Source organism: Cyanobium sp. NIVA-CYA 375 (assembly GCF_056108345.1).
The window spans coordinates 1-701 of the sequence record NZ_JBSYHW010000334.1 but is presented as its reverse complement, the minus strand read 5'-3'; the positions used below and the strand labels follow the sequence as shown (position 1 = coordinate 701).

1 protein-coding gene is annotated in these 701 nt (G+C 62.6%); it reads left to right on the top strand.

Annotation, left to right across the window (positions count from 1 at the left end; all coding sequences use genetic code 11):
* Positions 1-701 (top strand): preprotein translocase subunit SecA (locus tag AC01FP_RS18420; protein WP_474482307.1); only part of this gene is annotated, 701 nt, incomplete at both ends.

Below are 701 nucleotides of genomic sequence, written 5' to 3'. Positions count from 1 at the left end.
TCGGCATGCGCCACTTCGACGTCCAGCTGATTGGCGGGATCGTGCTCCATCGTGGCGAAATCTCGGAAATGCGCACCGGTGAGGGCAAGACCCTGGTGGCAACGCTGGCGACTTATCTCAACGCGATCGAGGGCAAGGGCGTCCACGTCGTCACCGTCAACGACTACCTCGCCCGCCGCGACGCTGACTGGATGGGCCAGATCTACCGCTGGCTCGGCCTCACCGTCGGTGTGATCGTGCCCAACCTCGGCGAGTACGAGCGGCGCGAGGCCTATGCCGCCGACATCACCTACGGCACCAACAACGAGTTCGGCTTCGACTACCTGCGCGACAACATGAAGCACGAACGGGCGCAGATGGTGCACCGCCCGTTCAACTTCGCGATCGTCGACGAGGTCGACTCGATCCTGATCGACGAAGCGCGCACCCCGCTGATCATCTCGGGCCCGACCGAGGACAAGTCCGAGCTTTACACCGCGCTCGACGCGATCGTGAAGCAGGTGCCCGAAGAGTGGTACGAGAAGGACGAGAAGGCCCGTGCCATCAGTTGGACCGAGGATGGCAACGAATCGATCGAGCGGATGCTGAAGGATGCGGGGCTGCTGGCGACCGACAATCTCTACGACGTCGAGAACACCCAGGTCGTCCATCATCTTGACCAGGCGCTCAAGGCGAACGTGATGTTCAAGCGCGACACCGAC